This window comes from Sulfuricaulis sp. (genome assembly GCF_024653915.1).
In the GTDB taxonomy this organism is placed as follows: domain Bacteria; phylum Pseudomonadota; class Gammaproteobacteria; order Acidiferrobacterales; family Sulfurifustaceae; genus Sulfuricaulis.
In genome coordinates, this window is record NZ_JANLGY010000004.1 from 50,398 (window position 1) to 72,458 (window position 22,061).

Here is a 22,061-nt window from a genome sequence, read left to right on the forward strand (position 1 = left end):
GGTAGAATCGTTTTTTACTCGCCACTTTAAACTTGCTACTGGCTACTGCTGGTGTTAACCACCCTTGTCGATACGGAAACGCTGTCACGGCACCTGGACGACCCGCGCTGGGTCGTCGTGGATTGCCGTTTTGCCCTGACAGACCCGGAAGCCGGACGGCGCGCTTATGCCGTCGGGCACATTCCCGGCGCGCGCTACGCACACCTCAACGAGGATCTGTCGTCTCCCGTTACACGCAACAGCGGTCGGCATCCGCTTCCCTTTCCCAATACGTTAGCGGAAAAACTCAGCCGTTGGGGCATCGATAAAAACAGCCAGGTTGTTGTGTATGACGATTCCTTCGGCGCCATGGCGGCGCGGCTGTGGTGGCTGCTGCGTTGGCTTGGACATGAGACCGTGGCGGTGCTCGATGCCGGTTACCCGAAGTGGGTGCGCGAGAAGCGTCCGGTGACGACTGAATTGCCCGAGATCAAGGCAACACAATTCCATCCGACGATTAATAACGGTTTGTGGGTTGACGCCGATCATGTATTGGAAATGACACGCGACATGAAAGGGCTTCTGATCGACGCACGCGCCGAGGAGCGTTTCCGTGGCGAGGTCGAACCACTGGACAAGGTGGCGGGCCATATTCCTGGCGCGAACAATATGCCTTATGAAGACAATCTCGACATCAGCAGCGAATTCATGTCTGATGAAGCCTTGCGCGAGCATTATCTGGCGCTGCTGGACAAGACGCCGCCGGACAAAGTCGTGCACATGTGCGGGTCGGGCGTGACCGCCTGCCACAGCATCCTCGCCATGGAGCACGCCGGGCTTTCAGGCGCAAAATTGTATCCCGGCAGCTGGAGCGAGTGGATCGCCGACCCGAAGCGCCCGGTTGCCAAAGGCGAGTAAAAATTTCAATTGAAGTCACAATCGAGCCATGAAACGCGTAGATGATTTTCGTCTGAGACTCGGCAAGCATGAGTTGGTGCCGATCATGGCCGGCGGCATGGGCGTTGATATCTCGACCGCGGAGCTGGCGCTGGTAGCCGCGCGCCTGGGCGGGATCGGCCATATTTCGGATGCCATGGTCCCTACCGTTTCCGATCGTCGGTTCAAAACCGGCTTCGTGAAGGAAAAACAGAAGAAGTACAAATACAACGTTGCCAACCGCGACAAGTCGGACGTGCATTTCAATCTTGAACGCCTGGCCGAGGCCACCAAGCTGCACGTGGGCCGCACCATGGAAGCCAAAAAGGGTGATGGCCTGATTTTCATCAACACCATGGAAAAGCTCACCATGAACAGTCCGCGCGAAACCCTGCGCGTGCGCATTACCGCGGCCATGGACGCGGGCATCGATGGCGTCACGCTGAGCGCCGGGTTGCATCTGGGATCGCTCGCGCTGGTGCAGGACCATCCGCGCTTCCGCGACGTGAAGTTCGGGATTATCGTATCTTCGCTGCGCGCGTTGCTGTTGTTCCTGCGCAAGAGCGCGCGCCTCAACCGCCTGCCGGATTACATCATCGTGGAAGGCCCGCTGGCGGGCGGCCATCTCGGTTTTGGCATGGACTGGGTGCAGTACGACCTTAAGACCATCGTTAACGAGATACATCAGTATCTCAAGCAGGAAAATCTCGACATCCCCGTGATCCCGGCCGGCGGTATCTTCACCGGCAGCGACGCGGTGGAATTTTTCGAGGCTGGTGCGGCGGCGGTACAGTTGGCAACGCGCTTCACCGTGACGAAGGAATGCGGTCTGCCAGACAAGGTCAAGCAGGAATATTTCAAGGCCAAAGAGGAAGACATCGAGGTCAACCTGATCTCGCCCACCGGCTATCCGATGCGCATGCTGAAGAACAGCCCGGCGATCGGCGCCGGCATCCGCCCGAATTGCGAAGCCTACGGTTATCTACTGGATGGATCAGGCAACTGCGCCTATATCGAGGCCTACAATCGCGAGCTGGACAAGCATCCGGACGAGGAGGACATTTCGGTCAAGGACAAGACCTGTCTTTGTACGCACATGCGCAACTTCGATTGCTGGACCTGCGGGCACTACACCTACCGACTCAAGGACACATCGCGCCGGTTACCGAATGGGAGCTACCAGCTCCTGAACGCGGAGGACGTGTTCAAGGATTATTTGTACAGCAAGGATCATCTCATCGCCTTGCCGGCAGCCTGAAATCCACGACGCTGATTTTCAGCGATCGATGACCTCGCGCGATTTGTCATGCGCGGGATCCTTGGCAGGCAGGGTATCGCCGACCCATTCGCCTTTTTTCCAGCCTGGCACCGGGGTGGAGCATTCATTTTTTGGTACAAAGCGAGAGCGTTGCACCAGCTTCATCTTGTGGATGTAGCGAGGGCAGTTGGCAAAAACTTCGCGCGCCCGCACATGCACGATGAACTGTGCCTCGGGGTATTCCTTCATGAGCGGATCTTCCTGGCTAATCGTCGCCTCGCCGTTCAGGCGCATGCGTTTCTGATTCTCGAAATCTATAAACAGCATGCCCACCTGGCGGGTTCGGAGAATATTCCCCATGGTGAGATACATGCCATTGCCGTCGTAGTTGGGAAAGGCGAGGGATGCTCATCCACGACGCGCACTAAACCGGGTGCACCGGCTTTGTAGGAGCAATTCGCATGACCGCGCTCATCCACGGTGGCAATGAAGAACATGTCCAGACACTCGATAAAGTCTTTATCGCTTGGCTGGAGACTGTCTTGCACGATGGCCTCGTCGAGGCGATCGGCTAGACGACGGGTATCGAATTCATCCTGAAGCTGACGACTGCCGTCGTGATAGATATCTGACACAGCGCCTCCTTGCCCTTACGGGAATCAGGCCTGTGAAGGCCTGAGAGTTTCTCCCTGATGCAGCGCCATCGTCGCTGGCGCTTTTCTATTTATGTATTTTGTCGGTATGGCTCTTGGTGCCCTCGGCGATGCGGTCCATGACTGCGAACAGCACACCGGATACGATCAACACAAAATGGATGCCAACCTTCCATGCCAGCTGCTTGTCCGCCACCGTCCAGCCAGCCGCGTCGCTGCCAACACCGATGTTGGAGACATTTACAAAGGCCTTCAAGAGTTCGATGGCGGAGATCGCCACGATCGAGGCGATGAGTTTTACCTTAAGGCCTGAGAAATCCACCTTGCCCATCCAGCTGGGTCGGTCCTCGTGGCCGGCGGTATCAATCTTGGAGACGAAGTTCTCATAGCCGCTGAAGATAATGATGAGCAGCAGGTTGGCCACCAGCGACATGTCCACCAGCGTCAGGATGGCCAGGATAACTGCGCTTTCGCTCATGGTGAAGATATTCGGCAGCATGTGAAAGAAATCCTGACCGAATTTGACCAGCAGCAGGGCGATGGAGGCCACCAGAGCCAGATAAAACGGAGCCAACAGCCAGCGGCTGTTGAATATCACGACTTCTATAGCGTGCTCGACTCTTTTCATGTGAATGAATGATTAGTTATGTACGGGTGAATCGCTGGGCGGCATTATGTCGGGATTGCCAGAACAATCAAGCCGTATATGAAATTTTCACCGCAGAGGGCGCAGAGATCGCGGAGCTTGTTCAGTTAATACCCGCGATTTTCTCTGCGTTCCCCGCGCTCTCTGCGGTAGACACTCATATATCAGACATTCCTTATTTTTTGTCCAGCTTCAGCGAAGCCGAGTTGATGCAATAGCGCAGGCCAGTCGGGTTCGGTCCGTCGGGGAAGACATGCCCCAGGTGCGCGCCGCACTGGTTGCAATGCACCTCGGTGCGTTTCATGAAAAAGCTGACATCTTCCTGCTCGGCGACATTTTCGGATTTCAGCGGGGAGTGAAAGCTGGGCCAGCCGGTGCCGGAATCGAACTTGGTGTCCGAGCTGAACAGCTCAGCGCCGCAACAGCTGCATTGGTAGGTGCCCTTGTCCTTGCAGTCGTGATAGACGCCACTAAAGGCGCGCTCGGTGCCTTTCTGGCGCGTGACCTTGTATTGCTCCCCCGTGAGGATTTTTTTCCATTCGTCGTCGTTCTTGTGGATCTTGTATTTCATGGCAGCGTCTCCGTGGCCTAGATGTCGCCCCACATGCGGATCAGGTTCATGTAGGCGGTGTTGACCTGAGTGGTTTCTCCCGCGTCGGGTGAAATTCTGAGCAGCTTTTCCCGCGCTTGATGAAGTTCATACAACAGCTCGCGCCGTGCCGGGTCGCGCACCAGGCTTTGCACCCAGGTGACGGCCACGAGGCGCTCGCCGCGCGTGACCTTGTTCACGTGATGCAGACTGGAAGCGGGATACATCACGCCATCACCGGCGGCAAACTTGACCGCGTTGTCGCCGAAGGCGGTGCGAATGACGAGCTCGCCGCCATCGTACTGATCCGGCTCGTTCAGAAAAACCGTGATGGCGATATCCGAGCGGTACAGCACGCCGTCGGCGCCCATGATGGGATTGTCCAGATGATCGCCATAAGCCATGCCTGATTTGTAGCGCGCGTAGTAAGGCGCGGCCACGCGCAGGGGCAGAGCGCCGGCGCGGTACACGGGGTGTTGCACCAGCGCACCCATCACAAGGTTGTTCAGCAGGTCCATCTGCTTCGCGCCCTTATCCAGCTCCTGATTGTGCTTGACGCGTTGGGCCATCTGTCCGGCAGAAAGTTTCCCGTCCACGAATTTCGCATCGGCCAGCAGTTTGTGCACGGTATCGAGCTGATTCGGGTCGAGGACGGCAGGGAGGCGGAGCATCATGATGGGTTCCTGATGTTTGCCGGGATTATAGGGGAGGCCGACAAAATGTTAAAAAAACCAGTTAGCAGGTCCCCTCTCCCCTTGCGGGAGGTGAGGCGGGGTTATCATGAATGTCCAGTGGACATTCATGCCGCCGAACGGGCGCAAATGGTTCTTTTGCGCCCCGGCGGGAACAGTTAGGGTGAGGGGGATCACCCCTCATCCCCACCAGTTTCCTGCCGGGGTGCGCGAACCGCCCGCGCACCCGCTCGAGGGCGCGGATGTCCACCGGACATCCGCGACACCTCCCTCTCGCCTCCCGCGAGGGGAGAGGGAGGCGAGCCGTTGCGCGCTGCACGCGCACTTCCTTCTATCGGTAAAAAAGCGAGAGTCCGCCCAGCAGGATCATCCACGACACGACCTTTCTGAACATCTGTTCGTTGATATGCAGGTGCAACTGGTTGCTGAACCATAAGGTAACGGCGAGAAACGGCGCGCTGACCGCCATCATCCACAGGATTTCCCCGGTGTAGGTGCCGTGGACGGCGTACTCGGTCGCGCGCAGGCAGTTCATGGAAAGAAAAAAAGCGAAGGCGTAATGCCGTACGGTATTCTTATCGTGGTAGGTCGCGAGCAGCCGCGTCATGGCAATCGGCCCGCTAATGCCGAACAGCGCCTGCGACGTGCCTGCCAGTGTGTCCATCGCACGCAGGCCTGCTGGATTGAATTTCGCCCGGTGCGGCGCGATCACCATGAACAGCCCCGCCGCCGTAATCCCCGCCGCCAGCAGTACCCGGAACGTATCCGACGAAACGTTATAGAAGAGTGTGAATCCCACCACCGCACCCGTGAACGCGAAAACCAGCATGCCACCGAGAAATTTCCGGTCGACCTTTTTCGGCGAGCGCATGATACCGATGGTCGCTACCAGCACCTGCGGCAGAACCGAATAGACGACCAGTGTTTTAACGGGGAAAAGAAAACTTAACAACGGAATCATCAAAATCGTCCCGGCGAGACCGAAGACGATTTCAAATGTGTAGGTAAGGGCGCAGACGAGAGTGAGGATGATGAGGGCGGACATTTAGTTCACGCGAAACATACCCAAGTTGTTGCAATATATTTGATTCCTTTCGCCATTGTTACGGCACGATGAATATGCGTCCAGAACGGCGGGAATAGCACCAGCTTGCCTTCCTCGGGTTTGACCGAAATTTCCTGCAACGGGAATTCGGTCTCGCCGCCGGGGCCTTCGACGTCGTTGAGATACCAGATGGCGACCAACTGGCGCTGGCTGAATTCACCCGGGCCGCCGTCCACGTGCCAGTGGTAATACTCGCCCGGCTGGTAGCGCTGCATGTTGTAGCCGATATCCTTGAATGAGTTGGCGGCAAAGAACGGGAAGGTCTGGCCGATTTCATTGAAGTGCCTGGCCAGCGATTGCATCAGTGCCTGGTCCACGTCCTTCCAGTCGGCGCGCCCGCTGATGCGAAGGTCAGTGGTTTTCTTGACGCTGATTTCCTCGGACTGGCTTTGGCCGATGCGCCCGGCGTATTGCTGGTAGGGGTTGGCCTCGAAGCGCTGGATCATGTCACGGCACAGCTCGCCCGGCAGGGCGTTTTTGATCTCGTATATAAAGGAGAGCGGCTTGACCTCGTGCATGGAATCTTCGCGGGGGTAGTGTGAATGATGGGCGTTTTCGATTATCTTACGCGACCTTCGCGCAGGTCAAACCGCTCAAAACGCATGTCGTTCAAAGAGATCATTGGTTCGCTGTTTCATGTGTCCGCGCCGGTCGGACACAAGGAGAAGATCGTCTCCATGCTATCCGCGTTCGTTGGCATCCTGCTGACCGGCATCCTGAGCGCGAGTCTCGGCCACAGCGCGCTGCCGCTCATGATTGCCTCCATGGGCGCCTCGTCGGTGCTGCTGTTCGCCGCGCCGCATAGCCCGATGGCGCAGCCGTGGTCGTTTGTCGGCGGTCATCTGCTCTCGGCGTTCATCGGCATCACCTGTCTCAAATTCATCCCCAGCCTGTTCGTGGCGGCCGCGGTGGCAGTGGCGCTGTCCATCTTCGCCATGCACTGGCTGAATTGCCTGCATCCGCCCGGCGGCGCCACGGCGCTGGCCATGGTTCTCAGCGGTCAGGAGATGCATGTTCTGGGTTATGGCGCCATGCTCTCGCCGGTCGGCCTCAATGTGTTGATCCTGATGATCATCGCACTCTCGATCAACAACCTGTTTCCCGGGCGGCGCTATCCCATGCTGCCGGCGCCTGCGGGCGAGAAGGCGGCGCCGCCACCGGCACTGACCTTCGGCCGCGCGGTGCTGACCAGAGAAGATATCGAAACCGCGCTCAAGGACATGAACACCTACATTGACGTCACCGAGGAGGATCTCGAGCAGATCTATGCCCGCGCCTCGCTGCATCACATGCGTCAGCGCATGGGCGAGGTGACCTGCCGCGACATCATGACACGAGACGTGGGTACGGCTGAATTCGGCGATGAACTGGCGACGGTGTGGGAAATGATGCGTGAACGCAAGCTCAAGGGCGTGCCCGTGGTGGACCGCACGCGGCGCGTGATCGGTATCGTGACCATCGTTGATTTCCTGAAGCGCGTCGATAAAACACAACACCCGCATCCACAATTCTTCGATCGCCTGCGCTCCTTCATCCGCCGCACCAGCGGATTGACTTCCGACAAGCCAGAAGTGATCGGGGAGATTATGTCGGCGCCTGTCATGACCGCGCGCGAGGACACGCATATCGTGTCGCTGATACCGATGTTTTCCGAGCACAACATCCACCATGTTCCGATCGTGGACGAGGACGGACGTGTGACGGGAATGGTAACGCAGACGGACCTGTCGGTGGCGATGTACCGCTACTGGGCGGCGATGCCCTAGAGAGCTGAAAAATAAAATGGACAGGATTAACAGGATTTTTCAGGATTCACAGGATTAAAGAATTTTTAGAATTAAGAAATCCTGTTAATCGTGTTTTTTAATCCTGTAAATCCTGTCTGATTTTATCTTTTATTGCTAACCGGATGACCCGGTCAGTTCATCGAGGCGGCGTTTGTACGCCTGCATTCTTTTTTCGTAGGCTTCCTGCTCGGTTTCCATCGGTCCGGATTCCAGCCATTCGCCGGTTTTCAGGTCGCGCACCGCGAAGCGGTGACTTTTGCCGACTTTATACACCTTGGTGACGTCCTTGCCGGCCTGTTCCATGGCTTCGAGCTTTCCGAGTTTCTGCGCACGCGATGCGGCAGGCGCCGACGCGGTTGCCGGGGCGGCGTTCGCGCTTTTCTCGTAGAGCAATTCGGTGTGCAGCATTTCCCCGGCGGTGTCGATGCGCACGCCGGTGATGCCCGGTAGTTGCTTGAGAATGTAGCCGGCCATGAGCGTGATCATGGTTTCATTGGCGGTGCTGAGCGAAGTCAGCAGCTTGTTGGCCGCGATCTGGCAGCGCTGCTCCTTGTCCGGATTTTCGATGAACTCGGGACCCATTTGCCAGCCGTGGTCCATGTCACTGTCCATCTTGCGATAGAAATCCTCCGCCTCGCGCAGCATGTGTGGCGGTACGTCCACCGCCAGCGCGCGCTCATCGACGATGATGTTGAGCTTCATGAGTTTGATGCGGTTTTCGGCAGGGGGCAAAACGCGGCCTCGGTTTCCGGCTCCAGCAGGTTCTCGATCGCCGTGCCGGCATCCTGACCTCTGTCCTTATATAGAGTGAGCAGGGTGCGTGCCGTGTCGAGCCAGCGGCGTTGGCCCTCATTCACGAATATCTGCAGCGCGCCGGTATCCTTGTCCACCACCCATTGCCGGTAGGCTTCGATGGCCTCGGGAAAGAGATGTTTGCGCATGCCGGTGAAGTTGGCAAAGTAGAAATGCAGTGAGCCGGTGTTGTTCGCCGCCAGCAGGGCGGGCAGGGTGGACAGGCAATCGGCCAGGATGTCACGCACGGCGCGGATCATGATTTCCACTTTTGAGCGTGAGAAGGCGGTAATCATCTCGTGCCACTTGCCGCCAAGTTTTTCACCTGCCAGACCTTCGCCGAGTTCGTGCAGAATCATGGCCTCGGTTTCGTTCTCGGTCATGCGATCGAGCGCCGAGTTCACGTCGAGATCGAAGGAATAACAATCCAGCGCCCGTTCCATGGCCTCGTTCTTGCGGTTCCAGCGCCACTCTTCGATCTTCTCCCACAGGAAGCGGCGTACCGATTCCTGACGGATGTAAATCGTCTGGCCCTGCAACATGGCCGGCGGGGCTTCCAGGTCGCGCGCGTATTCGCAGGAAGAAATGTAGATGGTGTAGCCGGCGCGCTTTTCCTTTTTGAGCAACGTGCCCAGAAAGAAATGTGGTTTGGAGAAGCGTCCGTAACCGCCGCTGTACACATAGCCCTGGGGAATCAATTCACGATTGATGTTGTCGGCATCGAAAGGGTCAAACTTGTGTCTCTCGAGCGGAAGCGATTCGAACGGGTTTTCTTCGAGATCGGACCACAGGCCCTCACGTTCCTGCATCCAGGCACCCACTTCCTCGCGGGGAAGGTCAAGCGCGAACGGGATGTCGTTTTCCCAACGGAAATACTCGCGCATCTTCAAGAGAAAAATACACAGCGTAAAGTCGCCCGCGTGCCGCGCGTCCGAGATGTGGCAATTTTTCTGGACCGTGTTGACCAGTTGTCCGAGATTCAGCATGAGGCCCAGCCCTGCGAGGTATTCATTAAAGTATAGGTCGATGGTGCCCCGGGAAACCAGCATCCATTTCCTCCAAAACCCTTGGGTGAGTGCGCCTAATCCTCGGGCAGCCTCTCTTTGGTTCACCGATTCCTGGATTGCTTTCAGACCCATTCTGCGCCCATTATCAAAATATATGCCGGCATTTTGATATCGGTCCTTGAAAACCCGATTTCAATGGGTAATATATGCGCCGCTTTGACGCAGTTCGAATGTCTGATTTCTCTGAGGAGCAGCGTTTCATGAACAAATCGTATTACGACACCATCAGCGTGATGGAAAAGAAGGGTGTGGACAAGGAGTACATCAACGGCTGGGCGTGCGGTTTTCTGCACAACCCCAAGCGCGAAGAGCAGCGCCTGAACGAAGCCTACAACGCCGGCTACGATGACGGCCACGCGGGCAAGACCGACGGTTATTCATCCTGGGCCAAGAAGTAACGCGTCCGTCGCGACAGGCTGTGCAGTGCACAGCCTGTTTCTTTCAGGAATTCTGCTGCGCCTTTTCGTACCACTTCCGGGCTTCGGCTTCGTTCTTCTCCACGCCAACGCCCTGCTCGTAGAGCATCCCGAGCGTCATCTGTGATCCGGCCAGCCCCTGTTCGGCGGCGCGCTGGAACCATTCGGCTGCCTGCTTTTCGTTTTTCGGTGCGCATTCGCCCTGCATGTACATGAAGCCCAAGCCGTGCTGGGCCAGCGCGTCGCCCTGTTCAGCGGCGGCGCGCATCCATTTCAGCGCCATCATCTCGTTGCGCACATGCCCGAGGCCGTTCTGATACATGACAGCAAGGCGGTATTGCGCCAGGGCATTGCCGGCATTCGCCAGCGGCGAGAGAAACTGGAAGGCCTTGGCGAATTCCTTGGCCTCGAAGGCGGCGACGCCGCTGGCAAGATTCATATCCAATTCCGACATAGAGAGACTCCGTGACTGTTAATCCGCTATTTTGCCAGAGACGCGCGACGCGCGCGAAGCAATAAGAGTCTCTAACAAAATGAGAACCAGAATTTTAAACCACGGGGAGCACGGGGATTGAAAATTGCGGGAAAAAAAGGAAGATTGTTCATAATTTTTATGTCTTTCCCCGTGTTCCCCGTGGTTTGAATTCATTTTGTTACGGATTCTAGCGGACATTCCGTGTGTGATCTTCGTGATTCCGTGACACGCAGAAACTCCCTTATAATGCGCGCCATGGCGATCCGTCTTAAAACAAAATTTCGCAAGAAAGGCCCGAAGACGCTGGAAGACCGTGCCAGCGTCGTCGCCACGAACATCTGGCGCATCGCGCAGGAAACCGCGCGCCACATGGAGAAGGAGGGCTACCCCATGGGCGGCGACCGCCAGGTGGTGGCGGTGATTACCGAAATGATCGCCTTCCTGATCCAGATCGCGGATCGCCTGGTGTACGGCCAGTTGAGCGAAGAGGAGCGCGGGCGATTCATCAATGCCCTGGGCCAGCATACCGTACGGATTACCTCCACCAATCTTGCGGAGTTCATCGGCGAGGGCAGCTATGCAGGGGAGATCGTGAACACGCTCAATGCCCGCCTCGCCGATTATGCGGAGATGGAATTCAACGGCCGCGACCCGAGCTACTCGGTGCTGCGCTACCTGGGCGAGAAAGTATCCGATGCCATGGAACAGACCGACAGCAAATGGGTGCTGGAGCAGGTGGTGGACATCGAGGCGATCGAGGCGATCAAGCTATTCAAGAAAGCAGTGGGTGAAATCCTGGGCGTGAAGGTGTCCTAGACTGAATGGCACTTAGGTACCTTTGATCGAGGATCAAGCACCTGGGTAGCTTAAAGTGCAACAAGTAGCCCGCATGAAGCGCAGCGAAATGCGGGGAAAACGATCGGTAACGGCGCCTGTACCCGGATTCCGCTGCGCTCCATCCGGGCTACACACTGGAATTTCATGGAGGCGGGCTTAAGTTAAGTGCCATTCGTCCTAGACTTTATTATATTTAAAAAGTATCTTAGCAAAAATCTGTAAAAGGCTGATTTCAAGAACTAAAGTTACGAGATTTATTCGGGCACAAAACCCATGGAAGACCTCAACCCGCTGTTCAACAAGCTGCGCGATCTGCACGACCGGTCTCAGGTCTTACGGGGGTATCTTTGACTTCGACACCAAGCAAGAGCGCCTGACGGAAGTCCAGCGCGAACTCGAGCAGCCCGAACTGTGGAATAAGCCCCAGCGTGCGCAGGAACTGGGCCGCGAACGCGCCAAACTCGAATCCGAAGTCGGCACACTCACGCGCCTGCACACCGAACTGGCCCATTCACGCGAATTGCTGGAGCTGGCGCGCGATGAAGGCGATGCCGACGTCGCCACCTCCGTGGCCGGCGACTTGGAGAAACTGGAAAAAGAGCTTGCCGATCTTGAGTTCCGGCGCATGTTCTCGGGTGAGATGGACGCCAACAACGCTTTCCTGGATGTCCAATCCGGTTCTGGCGGCACCGAGGCCCAAGACTGGGCCAACATGCTGCTGCGCATGTACCTGATGTGGGGTGACCGGCGCGGATTTAAAACCGAAGTTCTGGAGATCTCCGAGGCGGAGGTGGCCGGCATCAAGAGCGCCACGGTCAAATTCAGCGGCCCCTATGCCTATGGCTACCTGCGCACGGAAACCGGCGTGCATCGCCTGGTGCGTAAATCCCCGTTCGACTCCGGCAACCGCCGTCATACCTCATTCGCCTCGGTTTTTGCCTACCCGGAAGTCGAGGAAAACGTGGAGGTGGCCATCAACCCGGCCGATCTGCGTATCGACACCTACCGCGCCAGCGGCGCCGGCGGCCAGCACGTCAATCGCACCGATTCCGCGATTCGCATCACGCACATTCCGACCGGGATTGTGGTTCAATGCCAATCTGATCGCTCCCAGCACCGCAACCGGGCGGCGGCCATGGCGATGTTGAAATCCAAGATGTTTGAGCGCGAATTGCAGGCACGCAACAAGGAAAAGCAGAAGCTGGAAGACAGCAAGTCGGACATCGAGTGGGGTCACCAGATCCGGTCTTATGTGCTCGACCAGTCACGCGTGAAGGATTTGCGCACGGGCGTTGAGAGCGGCAATCCGGAGGCGGTATTGAATGGCGACCTCGACAAGTTTATTGATGCCAGCCTCAAAAGCGGGCTGACAGAAAGTTAATGTATAACTTTGTTAAGCATAGTTAACTATTTAATTTATCAACTAAATGCCTGACGAACTAGACGAGAATCAGCAAATCGCCCAGCGCCGTTCCAAGCTCGCCGAACTGCGCCTGCAGGGCATGCCTTTCCCGAATGATTTCCGGCGCAACGTCGTGGCTGGCGAACTGCATGCCGAGTACGGCGAGAAGGACCCGGCCGAGATCGAATCTCGCAATGTGAGGGTCAAGGTGGCCGGTCGCATGATGACCCGCCGGGTGATGGGCAAGGCCAGTTTCGCCCACCTGCAGGACATGTCGGGGCGCATCCAGATTTACGTCACGCGCGACGTCTTGGGCGAGCCGGCCTACGAGGAATTCAAGAAATGGGATATCGGCGACATTATTGGCGCCGAGGGGGTAATGTTCAAAACCAAGACCGGTGAGTTGTCGGTTAAGGTGGACGCGGTCCGCCTGCTGGCCAAAGCGCTGCGGCCATTGCCCGAGAAATTCCATGGACTGACGGACACCGAGACCAAATACCGCCAGCGTTACCTCGACCTCATCATGAACGAGGTGGCGCGCAAGACCTTCCGCACGCGCACCGCGATCGTGCGATATATAAGGAATTTCCTCGACAGTCGCGGCTATCTCGAGGTGGAGACCCCGATGATGCAGGTAATCCCGGGAGGCGCCGCCGCGCGTCCGTTTGTGACGCATCATCATGCGCTCGACATGGGGCTGTATCTGCGCGTGGCGCCGGAACTGTATCTCAAGCGCCTGATTGTCGGCGGCTTTGAGAAGGTCTATGAGGTCAACCGCAATTTCCGCAACGAGGGCTTGTCCACACGCCACAATCCGGAATTCACCATGCTCGAGTTTTATCAGGCCTTTGCCGATTATCAGGACCTGATGAATCTCACGGAAGAAATGATGCGCGGACTCGCCAAGGAGGTGCTGGAGAGCGAAACCATTACCTACCAGGGCGAGCAGTACGATTTCAATAAACGTTTTCACCGCATGACGTTGAAGGAATCCATCCTGCAATTCAATTCAGAGGTGAAGGAGTCGGATCTGGATTCGGTGGATGCCCTCCGCAAGATTGCCGCGCGGCTGGAAATTCCGGTGAAGCCGGGTTATGGCGCCGGCAAGCTGCAGCTGGAGATTTTCGAGAAAACGGTTGAAGCCAAACTGAAAGACCCGACTTTCATCACTTCCTATCCCACGGAAGTTTCACCATTGGCACGCCGCAACGACACAGATCCAACGATTACCGATCGGTTTGAGTTTTTTGTCGGTGGCCGCGAGCTTGCCAACGGTTTCTCCGAGCTGAACGACGCCGAGGATCAGGCTGAACGTTTCCGCAAGCAAGTCGCGGAGAAAGAAGCCGGCGACGAAGAGGCGATGCATTTTGACGAAGACTATATTCGTGCGTTGGAGCACGGCATGCCGCCGACGGCGGGTGAGGGCATCGGCATCGATCGTCTGGTGATGCTGTTCACCGATTCACCTTCGATCCGCGACGTGCTTTTATTTCCTCACATGAGACCAGAAGGAAAATAAGAATCGACAGGATTTACAGGATTAACAGGATTAGAACGAACACATTTGGCATGGTGCTGAAAAAGATGTTGTCACACCGGCGCAAGCCGGTGTCCAGAAAATTAAAATCAAAAGCCATTAATATGCTGGATTCCGGCTCACGCCGGAATGACAAACACAAATGTTCGGATTCTTTTAGCATCCCGACTGCTTTTAATTTTTAATCCTGTAAATCCTGTCCATTTCTTTTTCAAATGGCTGATCTTCCTCCCGCAATTTTTCTGATGGGCCCGACGGCGGCGGGCAAGACGGCGCTCGCGCTTGAGTTGCATGACGCGTTTCCGGTGGAAATCATCAGCGTCGATTCCTCGCAGGTGTATCGCGGCATGGATATCGGCACCGCAAAACCAACAACCGTGGAACTGGCGCGTGCGCCGCACCGTCTGATCGACATCCGCGATCCGATGCAAGCCTACTCGGCGGCGGAGTTTTGTGCCGATGCCGCGCGCGAGATGGAGGCCATCACGCACGCCGGTAAAATGCCGTTGTTGGTTGGCGGCACCATGTTCTATTTTCATGCGCTTGAATTTGGACTCTCCGATCTACCCTCAGCCGATGCCGCGATCCGTGAACGCTTGAGTGTCGAGGCCGCACAGCAAGGCTGGGAGGAACTGCATAGCAGGCTCCAGTCCGTCGATCCGCAATCAGCGAAGCGTATCCATCCGAACGATGCGCAGCGCATTCAGCGTGCGCTCGAAATTTACGAACTCACCGGCCAGTCATTGACTGAGTTAGCTTCCACCCGGCAGGATATTTCGCTGCCGTATCGCCTTATCAAAATCGCGCTTTGGCCTCAGGACAGAAAGAAACTTCACGCTCGTATCGAACAGCGTTTCCACGCCATGCTGGAGCAGGGATTTTTGTCAGAGGTTGAGAAACTTTATGCGCGCGGCGATCTCCAAGCCTCAATGCCATCGGTCCGTACCGTGGGTTACCGTCAGATATGGGAATGCTTGACCGGAAAGATCAACTATAGTGAAATGATTGAACAGGCACTGGCGGCGACGCGACAATTGGCCAAGCGCCAGATCACCTGGCTGCGCAGTTACCCGGATACACGCGTCTTTGACAGCAGTATTTCCGTCCCGGTATGTGAAAGTCAGGATTTTTTGAGGGAAATGATCCGTCTATAGGTCCGAGTCTGAGGTTATACTATTATTAATCAACCGGTCAGGAATGAGACCGGACGACCAAAAATGCCGCAAGGCACGACGAACATAAGAACAGGAGAACTGTCATGAGCCAGCAAAAAGGGCAAGCATTACAAGACCCTTTCCTTAATGTGTTACGCAAGGAACATGTCCCCGTATCGATCTTTCTGGTCAACGGCATCAAATTGCAGGGACAGATCGAATCCTTCGATCAGTTTGTGGTACTGCTCAAGAATTCCGTGAGCCAGATGATTTACAAGCATGCCATCTCCACGGTGGTGCCCAGCCGCCCCGTGAAGTTTCATATTGAAGGCATGGATGATCCCGCCGACAGCAAGGGTCCTGGAAACGAATAATTCTGCCACGACATCTGCATCGGGGACGCGTCGAGAGCGCGCCCTGCTGGTGCAGTTGCGCCTGTCGGGACGGTTTGAACCGGAGGTGCTGGAGGAATTGCGCTTGCTGGCTGTATCGGCCGGCGCCGACGTCTGCGGTGCCATCCTCGGTAGCCGGCAGGTGCCGGATGCGGCGATCTTCGTGGGGAAGGGCAAGGCCGAGGAAATCCGCGAGGCCGTAGCGCGCGAAAAAGCCGACCTCGTGCTCGTTAACCACAATCTTTCACCCGCTCAGGAACGAAATCTCGAAAAGATCGCTTGTTGCCGCGTGTTGGACCGCACCGGCCTGATACTGGATATCTTTGCACAGCGTGCGCACTCCGCCGAAGGCAAGTTGCAGGTCGAGCTGGCTCAGCTTGAGCACATGTCCACGCGTCTCGTGCGCGGCTGGACTCACTTGGGGCGGCAAAAGGGCGGTATCGGCCTGCGCGGCCCTGGCGAGACGCAGCTGGAAGTGGACCGCCGCCTGATCCGCGAACGCATCAAGAAACTCAACGAACGACTGAAACAGGTGACCGTCCAGCGCCGCAGCCGGCGCAAGGCACGTCACAAGGTCCCCATTCCCACTGTGTCCTTGGTGGGCTACACCAATGCCGGCAAGTCATCGCTGTTCAACCGGTTGACTTCGTCCGCGTTGTACGCCGCCGATCAATTGTTCGCCACGCTCGATCCCACGATGCGGCGCATCGAGCTGCCGGGTAAGGCTTCGGTGATACTGGGGGATACCGTGGGCTTCATTCGACACTTGCCGCACGACCTGGTGGAGGCCTTCAAGTCGACGCTGGAGGAGGTGGCCGAGGCGGATGTGCTGTTGCATGTTGTCGATGCCGCCAATCCCGAACGGCTTGAGCAGATCCAGCAGGTGAATAGCGTGCTGGCGGAGATCGATGCGCAGTCCATTCCGCAGATCATGGTGTTCAACAAGATAGACTTGACCGGCGAGGCGCCACGCTTCGAGCGCGACGCCAATGGGCATATTTCGCGCCTCTGGGTGTCGGCGCGAACCGGCGACGGCATGGACCTGTTGTTGCAAGGGCTGTCGGATCACTTTCGTCGTCACCGGCAACGCTATCGGTTTTTTCTCCCCCCGCAGGCTGGTCGATTGCGCGCCGTCCTGTATGAACGCTTTGATGTAATCCGCGAAACGGTACCGGATGCCGGTGGCTGGATGCTGGAGCTGGCGCTGGAGTCCGCCCAGTTAGCGTGGTTGCGGCAACAGAGTGATTATCATGAGTCCTATATGGTATTAGAAACCGAATCCGTCCTTGCTCCCACCGGGTCCTGACCCTAAAATGCCGCTCTTCACAGAGTTTTTGCTTTAAATCATTGAGGTGTAAATCGTGGCATGGAATGAACCTGGTAAGTCCGGGGACAAGGATCCTTGGGGTCAGCGCCGCAAGCCGGGTGCCGGCGGACCGGATATCGACCGCATCGTGAAGGACATCCAGCAGAAATTCGCTGGCTTGTTTGGTGGCCTGTTCGGCGGCGGCGGAGGTGGTGGTAATACCAGCGGTGGCGGGGCGCATGCCAGCGGTATCGGGCTGGGCTTGATCGTCGCGGTCGCGGTGGTCATCTGGCTGGTCACCGGTTTTTACATTGTCAATCAGGGCGAGCGTGGAGTCGTGCTGCGCTTCGGTCAACAGTCAGAGATTACCGAAGCCGGTTTGCGCTGGCATCTGCCGTTCCCGGTCGAGAAGGTCGAGAAGGTCAATGTGGAAAAGGTATCCAACATTGAGATCGGCTACCGCAGTAATCCACGCAGTGGCGGCAAGAGCAAGGTGCCGAAAGAGGCGCTGATGCTGACCGAGGACGAGAATATCATCGACATCGAATTCGCGGTGCAGTACAAGATCAAGGACGCTGCGGATTACCTTTTTAATGTTCGTGACGTCGAGACCACCATCTCCCAGGCGACCGAATCGGCGGTGCGCGAGGTGGTCGGCAAGAGCACGCTGGATTTTGCCCTGACCGAAGGGCGCGATCAGGTGTCTCGCAGTGCGCGTGACTTGTTGCAGCAAATTCTGGACCGGTACAAGGCCGGTGTACACATCGTCACGGTGGAAACCCAGAAGGCGCAACCGCCGGATGAAGTCAAATCGGCATTCGACGATGCCGTGAAGGCGCGCGAGGACGAGCAACGTCTGATCAACGAGGCCGAGGCCTATGCCAATGACGTCATCCCGCGTGCCCGTGGCGGAGCCGCGCGCCTGATACAGGAGGCCGAAGGCTACAAGGCGAGCGTGATTGCGCGCGCCGACGGCGATGCGCGCCGCTTCAGCCAGATTGCCAACGAATACGTGAAGGCGCCCGCCGTCACGCGCGAACGCCTGTACCTGGAAACCATGGAGCAGGTATTGTCCAACACGACCACGATTTTCATCGACCAGAAAGCCGGCAATAATTTGATATACCTGCCGCTCGACAAGCTCGTGCCGATGGGTCAGGCGACCGCCACGGTGCCGTTTGTCCCGCCGCTCACGGAGGCTGATGCGACAGCAGCCGCGGCGGCGAAAGCTGGCGCCTCCAACCGCGGCCGTGCCGATTTGCGCACGCGGGGGGCGACACCATGAACCAGTCCAAACTGCTCGCGTTACTCGGCATTATTCTGCTGGTGTCGATTACGGCGAAGTCCGCTGTTTATTCGGTGGACGAGCGTGAAAAAGTCATCATCGTGCGCTTCGGTCAGGTGCTGCGTTATGACGACGCCCCGGGGATACACTTCAAGACCCCGTTCCTCGATGAGGCGCGTTATTTCGACTCGCGCATACTGACCATGGACGCGGAACCGCAACCGTTCCTCACCAAGGAAAAGAAATACGTGGTGGTGGACTCGTTCGTCAAGTGGCGCATCGAGGATGCCCTCAAATACTTTCTCACGGTCGGCGGTCAGGAGTCGGACGCGCGCCGGCGTCTGGAGCAGGTTGTCAACAGCGGATTGCGCGATGAATTCGGCAAGCGCGAAGTGAAGAAAGTCATTTCCGTCGATCGCCACAAGATCATGGAGATACTGACTGAAAACACCGACCGCGAGGCGCGCAAATTCGGTATTGTGGTGGTGGACGTGCGCATTCAGCGCGTGGATCTGCCGGACGAGGTCAGCCAGTCGGTGTATCAGCGCATGAAGGCGGAACGCTCGCGCATCGCCAACGAATTGCGCGCGCAGGGCGCGGAGGCGGCGGAGAAGATTCGCGCCAATTCCGAGCGCCAGCGCGAGGTGCTGCTTGCCGAAGCCTACGGCAAGGCCGAGCGGGTTCGCGGCGAGGGCGATGCGAAGGCGACGGCGCTTTACGGCCAGGCCTACGGGCGCGCGCCGGAATTCTATTCGTTGTATCGCAGTCTCGGCGCCTACAAGGAAAGCTTCAGGACAAAAGAAGACATTCTGATCGTGGACCCGAGCTCGGATTTCTTCAAATACATGAAGAAACCCAGCCGCTAAGCATCCCTGGCCGGAGCGGGCGATGTGGAATGAACTGTGGATCGCACTGGCATTACTGCTGATACTGGAAGGCGTTTTTCCCTTTCTCAGCCCGGAAATGGTGCGCAAAGCCCTGGCGGCCATACACCAGCTGAGCGACTCGCAATTACGCTTCGCGGGTCTGACCAGCATGTTGACCGGCGTGTTATTGCTTTACATCATTAATCGCTAACATAAACGTTTCCTGTTTCGTAATCGCTCATTATGTCAACGAAAGACCGCTGGCTGTTGCCTGATGGTGTCGAAGAAATCCTCCCTGTCGAAGCGCGGCGCGTGGAGAGTCTGCGTCGCCGGCTGCTCGACCTGTTCGAGACCTGGGGTTATGAATTCGTGATGCCGCCGCTCATTGAGTATCTCGAATCGCTGTTGATCGGAGCGAGCCGCGACCTCGATCTGCAAACCTTCAAGGTCACGGATCACCTGACCGGACGTCTCATGGGCGTGCGTCCGGACATGACGCCGCAGGCGGCGCGCATCGATGCGCACTATCTCAAGCGCGGCGCGCCGACGCGTCTGTGCTACATGGGTTCGGTGTTGCGCACGAAACCGGACGGTTTCGGCGGTTCGCGCGAACCGCTGCAACTCGGCGCCGAGCTTTACGGTCACGCCGGTCCGGATGCCGACGCTGAAATACTGGGGCTCATGATCGAGTCGCTGCGATTGGCGGGCATCCGCGACGCGCATTTTGATCTCGGCCACGTCGGCGTGTTCCGCGGGCTGGCCGCGCAGGCAAAGTTGAATGTCGAACAGGAAACGGAATTATTCGAAGCGCTACAGCGCAAGGCGAGCAACGATGTCGAGGCCCTGCTGGCGGCCAGCGACGCACCGACGGCTTCGAAGCGCATGTTGGCGGGCCTGCTGGAGCTGAGCGGCGGCGAGGAAGTGCTGGCGCGCGCCCGCAAGCAGTGTCGTGACGCACCCAAGCCGGTGATTCGTGCGCTTGACGAGCTGCAGGCGGTGGCGGATCGGGTGGCGAAACGCCCTGGCGCGCCGACGCTGAATTTCGATCTGGCCGAGCTTTCCGGTTATCACTACTACACCGGTGTGGTGTTTTCCGCGTTTGTGCCCGGTTATGGGCAGGCGATTGCACGCGGGGGACGCTACGATGGCATTGGACAAGCCTTCGGTCGCGACCGCGCCGCCACCGGTTTCGGCGCGGATCTGCGCCAATGGCTGCGGGTCTCTGCCGCGACAACGCCGGTGCTCACCGGTGTTCTCGTGTCGAACAGCGACGATTCGGCGTTGCAGGCCGAGACCAGTCGCTTGCGCGCTGAGGGCCAGCGCGTGGTCATGCGACTCTCCGGAGACAAATCTCCTGCGTCCGAATTTGGTTGTGACCGTGAACTGGTCAAGAAAAATGGTCGCTGGGTAATTCAATCAGCTAAGTAATGAAAGCAGGAAATCATGGCTAAGAACGTCGTCGTGGTCGGCGCCCAGTGGGGCGACGAAGGCAAGGGCAAGATCGTCGATTTGTTGACCGACAAGGCGCACGCGGTTGTGCGCTTCCAGGGTGGGCACAACGCCGGCCACACGCTGGTCATCAACGGCAAGAAAACGGTGTTGCATCTGATTCCGTCCGGTGTGTTGCGCGATGGTGTCATGTGCCTGATTGGCAATGGTGTGGTGCTGTCCGTGGCCGCGCTGTTCGAGGAGATGGACGAGCTCACACGCGGCGGCGTGGATGTCGCGAAACGCCTGCGCGTGAGCGATTCCTGCCCGTTGATCCTGCCGCATCATGTGGCGCTGGATCACGCGCGCGAAAAGGCGCGCGGCAAGGCCGCCATCGGCACCACCGGGCGCGGCATCGGCCCGGCCTACGAAGACAAGGTGGCGCGCCGCGGTCTGCGCGTGGGCGATGTGCTGGACACGAAATCTTTTCCCGACAAGCTCAAGGGTGTGATGGAGTATCACAATCACGCGCTCAAGAACTATTACCACTACGACACGGTGGATTACCAGAAAACGCTTGATGAGTGTTTAAAGCTGGCCGAGCGCCTGCGCCCGCTGGTAGCAGACATCCCCGAGCTGCTGTATGAATACGGGCGCGACGGCAAGCGTGTGATGTTCGAGGGCGCGCAGGGCGTGTTACTCGACATCGACCATGGCACTTATCCCTATGTCACGTCCTCCAATACCTGTGCCGGTGCGGCGTCCACGGGTAGCGGCGTCGGACCGGGACAGCTGAATTACGTGCTGGGCATCACCAAGGCCTACACTACGCGCGTGGGCGCGGGGCCGTTCCCGACTGAGCTGCATGATGCCATCGGTGACCGGCTCGGTGAGCGCGGCAAGGAGTTCGGTGCCACCACCGGACGCAAGCGCCGTTGCGGCTGGTATGACGCCGTGATAATGCGCCGCTCGAATCAGTTAAACGGCGTCACAGGGTTGTGCGTGACAAAACTGGACGTGCTCGACGGACTCGACAAGATTCTCATTTGCACGGGTTATCGTTACGATGGCAAGACGCGCAAAACGCCGCCGAGCGGTGCGGATGCGCTCGCAAAATGTGAACCGATTTACGAGGAAGTGCCGGGCTGGACCGAATCCACGCTGGGCGTGCGGAGTTACGACAAGTTGCCGGTAAACGCGCAGAAATATCTGAAGAAAATCGAGGAGTGCACCGAGGCGCGCATCGACATTATCTCCACCGGTGCCGAGCGCGATGACACCATTATTCTGCGGCATCCCTTTGAATAGGGATTCCCGTTCGGAGACTTGCTGGTATTATCTGTTGCGGGACAGGAAGTCCCGGATTCAAGATGGTACCGAGGAGAGGACTTGAACCTCCACGAGCTTGCGCCCGCTAGCACCTGAAGCTAGTGCGTCTACCAATTCCGCCACCTCGGCG

24 protein-coding genes and 1 tRNA gene are annotated in these 22,061 nt (G+C 57.6%); 15 read left to right on the forward strand and 10 right to left on the reverse strand.

What is annotated here, in order from left to right; genetic code table 11:
- Positions 1–48 precede the first annotated feature (48 nt).
- Positions 49–897, forward strand: coding sequence for a sulfurtransferase (locus NUV55_RS01355; protein ID WP_367280316.1), 849 nt, complete (start codon positions 49–51; stop codon positions 895–897).
- A 28-nt stretch (positions 898–925) separates the two neighbouring features.
- Positions 926–2,173 carry a nitronate monooxygenase gene (locus tag NUV55_RS01360; RefSeq protein WP_296669714.1) on the forward strand — a complete coding sequence of 416 codons (1,248 nt, stop codon included), beginning with the start codon at positions 926–928 and terminating at the stop codon, positions 2,171–2,173.
- A gap of 18 nt (positions 2,174–2,191) precedes the next feature.
- Here the strand turns inward: NUV55_RS01360 and NUV55_RS01365 are convergent, their stop codons facing one another.
- The 6 genes from NUV55_RS01365 to NUV55_RS01390 form a co-directional block, all read right to left on the reverse strand.
- Entirely contained in the window at positions 2,192–2,545 is a 354-nt protein-coding gene (locus NUV55_RS01365; RefSeq protein ID WP_296669715.1) for a pyridoxamine 5'-phosphate oxidase family protein, read from the reverse strand.
- A 348-nt stretch (positions 2,546–2,893) separates the two neighbouring features.
- On the reverse strand, positions 2,894–3,454 hold the full coding sequence (locus NUV55_RS01370) for a TIGR00645 family protein (RefSeq protein ID WP_296669718.1): 561 nt from the start codon (positions 3,452–3,454) through the stop codon (positions 2,894–2,896).
- A 193-nt stretch (positions 3,455–3,647) separates the two neighbouring features.
- Positions 3,648–4,043 (reverse strand): peptide-methionine (R)-S-oxide reductase MsrB, encoded by a 396-nt coding sequence (gene msrB / locus NUV55_RS01375; protein ID WP_296669720.1) that lies wholly within the window; start codon positions 4,041–4,043, stop codon positions 3,648–3,650.
- Positions 4,044–4,060: 17 nt separating this feature from the next.
- Positions 4,061–4,735 (reverse strand): Fe2+-dependent dioxygenase, encoded by a 675-nt coding sequence (locus NUV55_RS01380; RefSeq protein ID WP_296669721.1) that lies wholly within the window; start codon positions 4,733–4,735, stop codon positions 4,061–4,063.
- A gap of 349 nt (positions 4,736–5,084) precedes the next feature.
- The gene (locus NUV55_RS01385; protein ID WP_296669723.1) at positions 5,085–5,798 is read right to left on the reverse strand and encodes a sulfite exporter TauE/SafE family protein; all 714 of its coding nucleotides are present in this window, start codon (positions 5,796–5,798) and stop codon (positions 5,085–5,087) included.
- 5 nt (positions 5,799–5,803) lie between these two features.
- Positions 5,804–6,376, reverse strand: a complete 573-nt coding sequence (locus tag NUV55_RS01390; protein WP_296669725.1) for a 2OG-Fe(II) oxygenase — start codon at positions 6,374–6,376, stop codon at positions 5,804–5,806.
- Between the two features lie 84 nt (positions 6,377–6,460).
- Between NUV55_RS01390 and NUV55_RS01395 the strand changes: the two genes are divergently transcribed.
- A complete protein-coding gene (locus NUV55_RS01395) occupies positions 6,461–7,624 on the forward strand; it encodes an HPP family protein (protein WP_296669726.1) in 1,164 nt (387 codons plus the stop codon).
- Between the two features lie 135 nt (positions 7,625–7,759).
- Here NUV55_RS01395 and NUV55_RS01400 read toward each other — a convergent pair whose 3' ends face one another.
- Both NUV55_RS01400 and NUV55_RS01405 read right to left on the reverse strand, forming a co-directional pair.
- Positions 7,760–8,377, reverse strand: a complete 618-nt coding sequence (locus NUV55_RS01400) for a hypothetical protein (protein ID WP_296669729.1) — start codon at positions 8,375–8,377, stop codon at positions 7,760–7,762.
- Positions 8,344–9,486 carry an Sfum_1244 family protein gene (locus NUV55_RS01405; RefSeq protein ID WP_296669730.1) on the reverse strand — a complete coding sequence of 381 codons (1,143 nt, stop codon included), beginning with the start codon at positions 9,484–9,486 and terminating at the stop codon, positions 8,344–8,346. The genes NUV55_RS01400 and NUV55_RS01405 overlap by 34 nt, the downstream gene beginning before the upstream one ends.
- 218 nt (positions 9,487–9,704) lie before the next feature.
- Here NUV55_RS01405 and NUV55_RS01410 point away from each other — a divergent pair, with 218 nt between their 5' ends.
- The gene (locus NUV55_RS01410) at positions 9,705–9,902 is read left to right on the forward strand and encodes a hypothetical protein (protein ID WP_296669732.1); all 198 of its coding nucleotides are present in this window, start codon (positions 9,705–9,707) and stop codon (positions 9,900–9,902) included.
- A 43-nt stretch (positions 9,903–9,945) separates the two neighbouring features.
- On the opposite strand, the gene NUV55_RS01415 is transcribed toward NUV55_RS01410, so the two are convergent.
- Positions 9,946–10,374 carry a tetratricopeptide repeat protein gene (locus NUV55_RS01415; RefSeq protein ID WP_296669733.1) on the reverse strand — a complete coding sequence of 143 codons (429 nt, stop codon included), beginning with the start codon at positions 10,372–10,374 and terminating at the stop codon, positions 9,946–9,948.
- Between the two features lie 276 nt (positions 10,375–10,650).
- Between NUV55_RS01415 and NUV55_RS01420 the strand changes: the two genes are divergently transcribed.
- From NUV55_RS01420 to NUV55_RS01470, 11 genes are all read left to right on the forward strand, one after another.
- Positions 10,651–11,211 (forward strand): hypothetical protein, encoded by a 561-nt coding sequence (locus tag NUV55_RS01420; RefSeq protein WP_296669735.1) that lies wholly within the window; start codon positions 10,651–10,653, stop codon positions 11,209–11,211.
- Positions 11,212–11,505: 294 nt separating this feature from the next.
- A protein-coding gene (gene prfB, locus NUV55_RS01425; RefSeq protein WP_367280312.1) for a peptide chain release factor 2 occupies positions 11,506–12,613 on the forward strand; the annotation gives its coding sequence in 2 pieces (ribosomal slippage) (positions 11,506–11,580 and positions 11,582–12,613; 1,107 coding nt in all).
- A 46-nt stretch (positions 12,614–12,659) separates the two neighbouring features.
- Positions 12,660–14,153, forward strand: coding sequence for a lysine--tRNA ligase (lysS, locus tag NUV55_RS01430; RefSeq protein ID WP_296669736.1), 1,494 nt, complete (start codon positions 12,660–12,662; stop codon positions 14,151–14,153).
- 233 nt (positions 14,154–14,386) lie between these two features.
- Positions 14,387–15,325 (forward strand): tRNA (adenosine(37)-N6)-dimethylallyltransferase MiaA, encoded by a 939-nt coding sequence (gene miaA, locus NUV55_RS01435; RefSeq protein ID WP_367280313.1) that lies wholly within the window; start codon positions 14,387–14,389, stop codon positions 15,323–15,325.
- A gap of 104 nt (positions 15,326–15,429) precedes the next feature.
- A complete protein-coding gene (hfq, locus tag NUV55_RS01440) occupies positions 15,430–15,699 on the forward strand; it encodes an RNA chaperone Hfq (RefSeq protein WP_296669740.1) in 270 nt (89 codons plus the stop codon).
- Positions 15,662–17,023 carry a ribosome rescue GTPase HflX gene (hflX, locus tag NUV55_RS01445; protein WP_296669741.1) on the forward strand — a complete coding sequence of 454 codons (1,362 nt, stop codon included), beginning with the start codon at positions 15,662–15,664 and terminating at the stop codon, positions 17,021–17,023. Before hfq ends, hflX begins: the two co-directional genes overlap by 38 nt.
- Positions 17,024–17,078: 55 nt before the next feature.
- The gene (gene hflK, locus NUV55_RS01450; RefSeq protein WP_296669743.1) at positions 17,079–18,308 is read left to right on the forward strand and encodes an FtsH protease activity modulator HflK; all 1,230 of its coding nucleotides are present in this window, start codon (positions 17,079–17,081) and stop codon (positions 18,306–18,308) included.
- Positions 18,305–19,174: a protease modulator HflC gene (hflC, locus tag NUV55_RS01455; RefSeq protein ID WP_296669745.1), complete on the forward strand. Its 870-nt coding sequence runs from the start codon at positions 18,305–18,307 to the stop codon at positions 19,172–19,174. Before hflK ends, hflC begins: the two co-directional genes overlap by 4 nt.
- A 22-nt stretch (positions 19,175–19,196) precedes the next feature.
- The gene (locus NUV55_RS01460; protein WP_296669747.1) at positions 19,197–19,385 is read left to right on the forward strand and encodes a DUF2065 domain-containing protein; all 189 of its coding nucleotides are present in this window, start codon (positions 19,197–19,199) and stop codon (positions 19,383–19,385) included.
- A gap of 32 nt (positions 19,386–19,417) precedes the next feature.
- A complete protein-coding gene (locus NUV55_RS01465; protein WP_296669748.1) occupies positions 19,418–20,602 on the forward strand; it encodes an ATP phosphoribosyltransferase regulatory subunit in 1,185 nt (394 codons plus the stop codon).
- A 15-nt stretch (positions 20,603–20,617) separates the two neighbouring features.
- Positions 20,618–21,910, forward strand: a complete 1,293-nt coding sequence (locus NUV55_RS01470; RefSeq protein ID WP_296669750.1) for an adenylosuccinate synthase — start codon at positions 20,618–20,620, stop codon at positions 21,908–21,910.
- Positions 21,911–21,973: 63 nt separating this feature from the next.
- Here NUV55_RS01470 and NUV55_RS01475 read toward each other — a convergent pair.
- Positions 21,974–22,060, reverse strand: a tRNA-Leu gene (locus NUV55_RS01475).
- Between the last annotated feature and the right edge of the window lies 1 nt (position 22,061).